Genomic DNA, 8,155 nt, shown 5'->3' with positions numbered 1-8,155 from the left:
TGGCGGGGGGGGGGGGGGGGGGGGGGGGGGGGGGGGCGGCCCCCGCCCCCCCCCCCCCCCCCCCCGCGGGCGGGCCCCCCCCCCCCCCCCCCCCCCCCCCCCCCCCCAGCCAAGCCAGCGCTTTCCGCGACCCACCCACGAGGGGCTGCGCCGTTCGCCGGAACACTACTTCGCCGGCGACATCCACATGTCGATGACCGCGCTGAACACTTCCGTCCCCGCGCGGTCGCGCACGCTCACCGTCACCGGCAGCGCATAGCCCTCGGCCGCAACGACAATCGGCTGTGCCGGCAGCGCCACCGCCTGCAGCGTGCCACGCGCCTTGGCCAGGTACTGCACCTGCATCCCCTTCGGGATCCAGCGCATGCCCTTCGGCAACGATGCATCGACCATCAAGCCGGCGGTCAGTTCGGCCAGGTTGCACATGGCGATCGCGTGCACCGTGCCGATATGGTTGCGCACCCTGCGGCGGTCGGCCAGCGTGCCTTCGCAGCGACCGTGTTCCAGGCGGGTGATGCGTGGCGCGATGCTGGCGAAGTAGGGGGCCTTGAAGCACACCGCGCGCGAGAACAGCCAGTTGCCGGCGGGCCAGCGCTGCAGGCGGTGGTAGAGCGAGAGCAGGGGCGTGGACATGAGGGGTATTCCGGTCGGCGGATAAAGCGACGGCGGGCCGAGGCCCGCCGTCGAAGCAACGCGTGTCGCGGGCGATCAGGCTGCCTGCGAATGCGGGTCCTTGTGCTGGCGGTCGTAATAGCTGGCCGCGCGCAGTTCGTGGGTATCGAAGTCGTCCACGGTGATGGTGTCCAGGGTCAGCGTGCGCAGCTCTTCCAGCAGGCTGCGCTCGTCCTGGGTGATCACGCCCTCGGCCACGGCTTCGTCCAGCTGCGCCTTGAAGTCCAGCGCCTCGATGCCCTTGCTCTTCAGCGCCTTCAGGAACTTGCGCTCCACCGGCTCGGCCATGATCGCCTTGCTCAGGTAGCTGTTGATGCGGCCACCCGGGTTGTTCTCGCACGGGGTCAGGAACACGCCACTGGCCAGGCGGTCGCGGGCTTCGTTCGGCGCCATCAGCAGGGCGGCGACGCGGCGGCTCAGGCGGTCGCCCGGGGCCTCGGCACGGCGGCCCAGCGGGAAGATCAGCGCCCACATCAGCCAGCCGATCGGACGGATCGGGAAGTTGCGCAGGGCGGCCGACAGCGATTCCTCGATCTTGTGCACGCTGTCATGGAAGGCCCAGGCCAGCAGCGGCTGGTCGGCCTGCGGTGCGCCTTCATCGTGGTAGCGCTTGAGCATGGCGCTGGTCATGTAGACATGGCTCAGCACATCGCCCAGGCGGCCGGACAGCGATTCCTTGAACTTCAGCTTGCCGCCAAGCGTCATCATCGAGATGTCGGCCATCAGCGCCAGATTGGCCGAATAGCGGTCCAGCTTGCGGAAATAACGGCGGGTGTAGGCATCGCCCGGGGCGGCACCGAAGCGGGCGCCGGTCAGGCCGAACCAGAACGAACGCACGGCATTGGAGAGGCCAAAGCGGATGTGGCCGAACAGGCTGCGGTCGAACTCCTGCAGGCCGGCACGGGTGTCCGGATCCTGCGCCGCCTTCATTTCCTTCAGCACCCACGGGTGGCAGAGGATCGCACCCTGGCCGAAGATCAGCAGGCTGCGGGTCATGATGTTGGCGCCTTCCACGGTGATCGCGATCGGCGCCGCCTGCCAGCTGCGGCCGGCGAAGTTGCGCGGCCCCAGGATGATGCCCTTGCCGCCGATCACGTCCATCATGTCCGAGATCACTTCACGGCTCATGTTGGTGCAGTGGTACTTGGCGATCGCCGACGGCACCGACGGCACGTCGCCGCGGTCCACGGCGGCAGCGGTGGCCTGCGACAGCGCGCTGATCTTGTACGCCTTGCCGCCGATGCGGGCCAGCGCTTCTTCCACGCCCTCGAAGCGGCCGACCGACAGGCCGAACTGCTTGCGGATGCGTGCATAGGCGCCGGTCACGGCAGCACCGGCCTTGGCGCCGCCGCTGGCAGTGGAGGGCAGGGTGATCGAGCGGCCCACGGCCAGGCACTCGTTGAGCATGTTCCAGCCCTTGCCGGCCATGGCAGCGCCACCGATCAGCTGGGTCAGCGGAATGAACACGTCCTTGCCGCGGATCGGGCCGTTCTGGAACGTCGAGTTCAGCGGGAAGTGGCGACGGCCGATTTCAACGCCGGCGGTGTCGCGCGGCAGCAGGCCCAGGGTGATGCCGATGTCGCGGGTATCGCCGATCAGGCCATCCGGGTCGTACATGCGGAACGCCAGGCCGATCAGCGAGGCAACCGGGGCCAGCGTGATGTAGCGCTTGTCGAAGGTCAGCTTGACGCCGAGCACCTGCTCGCCGTTCCACTCGCCCTTGCAGACGATGCCGTAATCAGGAATCGAGGTAGCGTCGGAGCCGGCGAACGGGCCGGTCAGGCCGAAGCAGGGCACTTCGCGGCCATCGGCCAGGCGCGGCAGGTACTGGTCCTTCTGTTCCTGGGTGCCGTAGTGCACCAGCAGTTCACCCGGGCCCAGCGAGTTCGGCACGCCCACGGTGGAGCTGACCACCGAGGACACCGAGGCCAGCTTCTGGATCACCTTGTGGTGGGCCAGCGCGGAGAAGCCCAGGCCGCCGTATTCCTTCGGAATGATCATGCCGAAGAACTTGTTCTTCTTGATGAAGGCCCACAGCTCCGGCGGCAGGTCGGCGTGGACGTGGGTGATTTCCCAGTCGTTGACCATCGTGCACAGCTCTTCGACCGGGCCATCGAGGAAGGCCTGTTCTTCGGCGGTCAGCTGCGGCTTGGGGTAGTTGAGCAGGATGTTCCAGTCCGGATCACCGGTGAACAGCTCGCCCTCGAAGCCGACCGAGCCGGTTTCCAGCGCGATGCGCTCGGTCTGCGACAGCGGCGGCAGCACCTTGCGGAACACCTTCATCATCGGGCCGGTCAGCAGCGGCTTGCGGATGAACGGCAGCAGCAGCGGCACGGCGATGACGGCCAACACGGCGGCAGCCACGATCGTGGCGGTCTGGTTGACGTAGGGGATGAACCAGCAGGCGACCAGCAGGGCCACGCTGATCAGCGTCCAGGTAACCAGCCGCATGCGGTGGTAGGCGACGAACGCGCCTGCCAGCAGCAGGGCGAGGAAGGGAAGAACGATGCTCATGAGCGTGCTCCGGTGACGTGCTCGTTTGTGGCGGACGAAGCCGCAGCATCCGCTGCGGGCAACACGTCCAGATAGTCCAACACAGTAGCGGTAAAGGCGTCGTTGTCATCGCCGGCGACCATGTGCGTGGCCTGCGGCAGCTGTACGTGACGCGCGTGCGGCGCCAACGCCAGGAATTCGGCCACGGTCTGTGGCGTGACCAGGTCGCTGCGGCCGCCGCTGACCAGCAGCAGCGGGCATTTCACCTGGCGTGCGGCCTCGGCCAGCGCATCCTGGTGCTGCTCGCTGTCGCGCGCCAGTTCGGCCACCAGGCGCGGGTCCCAGTGCCAGCGCCAGCGGCCCTGGCCGTCCTCGCGCAGCAGCGCGCGCAGCGACTGCTCGGATTTGCGCGGACGGTGCGGCATGTAGGCCGAGATCACATCGGCGGCCTGGGTGAGCGAGGCGAAGCCGTCGGGATGGGCGGTCATGAAGGCCAGGATGCGTTCAACACCGGCGGTATCCCAGCGCGGGGTGATGTCCACCAGCACCATCGCCGAGAACAGGCCCGGCCAGCGCGATTCGGCCAGCAGGCCGAACAGGCCACCCATCGAGGCTGCGACCAGCACCGGCGGGCGCGGCTGTTCCCCGGCCAGCACGATGAGGTCATCAGCGAACTGTTCGCCGTGATAGGGCAGTTCGGCGGCATTCCAGTCCGAATCGCCGTGGCCACGAGCGTCGTAGGCCAATGTCTGCAGTCCCGCCGCAGACAGGGCCCGCGCGGTGGCGTTCCAGGCATGCCGGGTCTGGCCGAAGCCATGCGCGAACAGCACCCGGCCACGGCGGCCATGGTCGCTGGCAGTCGCAGCCAGGCGCGCGCCATGGGCGGCCTCCAGGCGAAGATCATGGAACGCAGCGGGAGTAGGGGACGTAACCATACTTGCTAGTATGGAGCGCTTGTGAGGGAAGTCAATACTGCACGGTATGGTGCGCTGCGGCAGGTGCCCAGGCGGGCGCCGCGACGGTTTCGGCCGCAACCGCGTACTGCAACGAACCCCGGCGTATGGTTAAATCAGCCCATGAATCAACCTGACGCTTCCGCCGGCGAACCGCGCGCCGGCCGCAACAGCCGCCTGAGTGCCGAAGACTGGGCCCAGGCAGCTCTCGATCTGATTGCTGAACAAGGTGTGGGTGCCGTCGCGGTGGAACCGTTGGCGCGGCGCCTGGGTGTGACCAAGGGCAGTTTCTACTGGCACTTCCCGTCGCGTGATGCGCTGCTGCAGGCGGCGCTGGAACGCTGGGAACTGTTCGAACAGGAACAGGTGTTCGGCAGCCTGGAGGATGTGCCGGATCCGCGCGTGCGCCTGCGCCAGTTGTTCCAGATGGTGGCGCACGAAGTGCAGCCGCACATCATCTACAGCGAACTGCTGAAGGCGCTGGACCACCCGATGGTGCGCCCGGTGATCGACCGCGTGTCGCAGCGCCGGCTCGACTACCTGGTTGCTTCGTTCCGCCAGGCCGGGCTCAGCTCCACCGATGCACGGCATCGCGCACGCCTGGCCTATGCAGCCTACGTTGGCTTCCTGCAGCTTTCGCTGCAGCTGCAGCAACCCAAGCAGGCCCGCGAGGATTTCGAGGCCTATGTCGAGCATCTGATCGAGACGCTCATTCCCAGCTGAATGGGAAAACGGCGCCCTGCAAGTGCCGAATGCGCCTTGCAGGGCGACCTCAATGCGCCAACGTATGTCGTAGTGAGACTGGTTTCACGCGATTTGGGCGTTTTCTTAACGACTCTTTAATTCCAGATCAAGTGTGGCTACTATCGGGTCACCAGCCGTTTTTTGTGCCTCCCTTTTGGGGTACGTCGGTTGGACTCAGCACACAACCCAAGATCCATGGAGAGAGAGCCCATGAAGTTGAACAGCAACAAGCTGCGCGATGCAGTGTGCGTTGCGCTGGCCGCCAGCGCCGCATCCGTTGCCGGCACCGGTGTGGCGTCTGCCCAGACCGCCACCAACCTGGACCGCATTGAAGTCACCGGTTCGCGCATCCGTACCGTCGACGTCGAAACTGCCCAGCCGGTCCTGACCCTCAGCCGCGCCGACATCGAGAAGCAGGGCTTCTCGTCGGTCGCTGACATCCTGCAGAACATCAGCGCCGTGGGTACGCCGCCGATCAGCCGTGCCCAGCCGCTGTCCTCGGGCGAAGCCGTCGGCGGCACCTACATCAGCCTGCGCGACCTGGGTGCCACCCGCACCCTGGTGCTGCTCAACGGCAAGCGCCTGGGCATCACCACCGGTGGCCTGCAGGACATCTCGACCGTGCCGGTCTCGGCCATCGAGCGCATCGAAGTGCTGAAGGACGGCGCTTCGTCGATCTACGGTTCCGATGCCATCGCCGGCGTCATCAACATCATCACCCGTACCAACTTCGAAGGCGCCACCGGCAGCGTCTACTACGGCCAGTACAGTGAAGGCGACGGTGCCACCCGCACCATGGACTTCACCATGGGCGTGAAGGGTGAGCGCGGTTCGCTGACCATCGGTGCCGAGTACGCCAAGGAAGACAAGGTGCGGGCGGCGGATCGTCCGTACGGTGCGTTCCCGCGCAGCGCCAACCACCCGGACTTCGGCTGGACCACCGTCGGCGAGTTCGGCGGTTTCGTCAGCCGTCCGGCCGATGGCCTGCCGGGCGTCACCTATCCGGCCGCCAGTGCATCCAACCCGAACCGCGAAGTGCGCGTGATCCTGCGTGAGGGTGGCAACGCGAGCAACAAGGCCGACTACATCGCGCAGAACGTCAACAGCTTCTCCACCCAGGACAAGACCAACACCAACCTGCAGACCGACCTGCGTACCCCGCAGGAGCGCCGTGCGGTGTTCGTCGATGGCATCTACGACCTGACCGACAACGTGCGCCTGCGCACCAACATGCTGTACAGCTTCCGCGATTCGAACCGCCAGATCGCCGGCTATCCGTACGGCGCACTGGCCTTCGGTTCGCCGATTTCGGCCAGCAGTGTGTTCAATCCGCTGGGTGCTGACATCGCCAACTGGTGGCGTCGTACTTCGGAAGTACCGCGCAACACCCGCGCCGAGCTGACCACCTTCCGCTTCAGCGGCGGCCTGGAAGGCAGCTTCGAGTTCTCCGACCGCCTGTTCGACTGGGATGTCGGCTACCTGTACAACAACAACAAGCTGGTCCAGACCAGCACCGGCGACCTCAACCTGACCGCGCTGCGTGCGGCCGTGGGTCCGTCGTTCATCAACAGCAGCGGCGTGGCGCAGTGCGGTACCGTGGCCAACCCGATCGGGTTGAACCAGTGCGTGCCGTACAACCCGTTCCTGCATGCCGGCATCCAGAGCAACGGTGCCAATGGCGCATTGACCGGCAATACCGCCCTGCAGAACCTGCTGTTCCCGTCTGCGCACTCCACCGCCGAGACCACCACCAAGGTCGTCACCGCCAACCTCGCCGGCAGCCTGTTCACCCTGCCGGCCGGCGACCTGGGCTTCGCCGTGGGTATCGAACACCGCAAGGAAACGGGCAGCTTCAGCCCGGACGCGCTGGTGCAGTCGGGCAACACCTCCGGCCTGGCCAACTTCCCGACCGGTGGTGGCTACAAGGTTGACGAAGTCTATGCCGAGTTCAACGTGCCGATCCTGGCCGACCTGCCGGGCGCCCGCGAGCTGAGCCTCAACGCGGCCACCCGTCATTCGGACTACGACACCTTCGGCACGACGCTGAACAGCAAGTTCGGCTTCAAGTGGAAGCCGATCGACTCGCTGCTCATCCGCGGTACCTGGGCGGAAGGCTTCCGTGCCCCGACCATCGCCGACCTGTACAGCGGCGGTTCGCAGTCGTTCGACTTCTTCACCGATCCGTGCGATTCGGTCTACGGTGCAGCGCGCACCAACGCTGCGGTGCGTGCCCGTTGCGCCGCTGCACTGCCGGCCGGCGTCAACGTCAACAACTTCCGCCAGCAGCAGCAGGGCTTCACCCCGACCACCGCTGCATCGTCGCAGACCCCGCTGGCCTTCGTCTCCGGTTCCAACGACCAGCTGACCCCGGAAACCTCGACGTCCAAGACCCTGGGCTTCGTCTGGAGCCCGGGTTTCATCCAGAACTTCAACATGTCGCTGGACTGGTGGGAAATCCGCGTCGAGAACACCATCATCTCGGACACGGCCAACCTGATCCTCAACGACTGCTACATCAACGACATCGCGGCACGCTGCTCGGCGTTCACGCGTGATCCGGTGACCGGCATCGTCAACAACCTCAAGCGCACCGGCATCAACGCCGGCTACCGCGAGGTGGAAGGCTTCGACCTGGATGTCAGCTACCGCCTGCCGACCGATCGTTTCGGCAACTTCAGCGCGCAGTGGACCAGCACCTACACCTCGCGTGACGACCTGGTCACCACCAAGAACCCGGTCACCCACCCGAATCCCCGCACCGGCGTGGGCTGGGCGGGCGGCGCCTTCCGCGTGCGTTCGAACCTGAACCTGGGTTGGGAAATGGGTGACTTCGGTGCCAGCTGGACCGTCCGTTACTTCTCCGGCATGAAGGAATCGTGCCTGAGCGCCGTGACGTTCCCGGAAGAGTGCAACCTGCCGAACTACGCTTCGCCGAACAACCAGGGCGTGGCGGTGGGCAGCGCGACCAACCAGCGTGGCGCGACCGTGTTCAACGACGTCCAGCTGCGCTGGAACGCACCGTGGAATGCGACCGTGGCCGTGGGTGCCAACAACGTGTTCGGCCGCGTGGGCCCGACCATGTACAGCCAGCCGAGCGCGAACGTCTCCTACTACGGTGGCTTCGACATCGGTCGCTTCCTGTACATGAAGTACACCCAGCGCTTCTGATCGCGGCGTAATCCGTACGTGTGACATGGCCACGCCCCGAAAGGGGCGTGGCTTTTTTCATGGGCGCGAAGGCGATGCATGGTTGGGGTGCGGCCGGAAGCTGCACGCAGCACAATGCCGGTGTC

5 protein-coding genes are annotated in these 8,155 nt (G+C 66.3%); 2 read left to right on the top strand and 3 right to left on the bottom strand.

What is annotated here, in order from left to right; translation table 11 throughout:
* Positions 1–165: 165 nt before the first annotated feature.
* The 3 genes from V3B41_RS04460 to V3B41_RS04450 all read right to left on the bottom strand — a co-directional run bounded on the left by V3B41_RS04460 (position 166) and on the right by V3B41_RS04450 (position 4,100).
* On the bottom strand, positions 166–633 hold the full coding sequence (locus tag V3B41_RS04460) for a hotdog fold domain-containing protein (protein WP_329860221.1): 468 nt from the start codon (positions 631–633) through the stop codon (positions 166–168).
* Positions 634–708: 75 nt separating this feature from the next.
* Positions 709–3,186 carry an acyl-CoA dehydrogenase gene (locus V3B41_RS04455; protein ID WP_049428122.1) on the bottom strand — a complete coding sequence of 826 codons (2,478 nt, stop codon included), beginning with the start codon at positions 3,184–3,186 and terminating at the stop codon, positions 709–711.
* Positions 3,183–4,100: an alpha/beta hydrolase gene (locus V3B41_RS04450; RefSeq protein ID WP_049428119.1), complete on the bottom strand. Its 918-nt coding sequence runs from the start codon at positions 4,098–4,100 to the stop codon at positions 3,183–3,185. The genes V3B41_RS04455 and V3B41_RS04450 overlap by 4 nt, the downstream gene beginning before the upstream one ends.
* A 141-nt stretch (positions 4,101–4,241) precedes the next feature.
* Between V3B41_RS04450 and V3B41_RS04445 the strand changes: the two genes are divergently transcribed.
* Both V3B41_RS04445 and V3B41_RS04440 read left to right on the top strand, forming a co-directional pair.
* A complete protein-coding gene (locus V3B41_RS04445) occupies positions 4,242–4,841 on the top strand; it encodes a TetR/AcrR family transcriptional regulator (RefSeq protein ID WP_005410690.1) in 600 nt (199 codons plus the stop codon).
* 231 nt (positions 4,842–5,072) lie between these two features.
* Complete coding sequence (locus tag V3B41_RS04440) at positions 5,073–8,030, top strand: TonB-dependent receptor (protein WP_197633380.1); 2,958 nt, start codon at positions 5,073–5,075, stop codon at positions 8,028–8,030.
* Positions 8,031–8,155 lie beyond the last annotated feature (125 nt).

The organism is Stenotrophomonas sp. SMYL89, from assembly GCF_036319985.1.
GTDB lineage: Bacteria > Pseudomonadota > Gammaproteobacteria > Xanthomonadales > Xanthomonadaceae > Stenotrophomonas > Stenotrophomonas maltophilia_Q.
The sequence above is the reverse complement of the archived record's forward strand: the minus strand, read 5'-3'. Positions and strand labels throughout refer to the sequence as shown.

Excerpts from the sequence above, each read along its gene's own strand:
- V3B41_RS04455 (WP_049428122.1), bottom strand. The coding sequence starts at position 3,186 with ATGAGCATCGTTCTTCCCTTCCTCGCCCTGCTGCTGGCAGGCGCGTTC.
- V3B41_RS04450 (WP_049428119.1), bottom strand. The coding sequence starts at position 4,100 with ATGGTTACGTCCCCTACTCCCGCTGCGTTCCATGATCTTCGCCTGGAG.
- V3B41_RS04460 (WP_329860221.1), bottom strand. The coding sequence starts at position 633 with ATGTCCACGCCCCTGCTCTCGCTCTACCACCGCCTGCAGCGCTGGCCC.
- V3B41_RS04445 (WP_005410690.1), top strand. The coding sequence starts at position 4,242 with ATGAATCAACCTGACGCTTCCGCCGGCGAACCGCGCGCCGGCCGCAAC.
- V3B41_RS04440 (WP_197633380.1), top strand. The coding sequence starts at position 5,073 with ATGAAGTTGAACAGCAACAAGCTGCGCGATGCAGTGTGCGTTGCGCTG.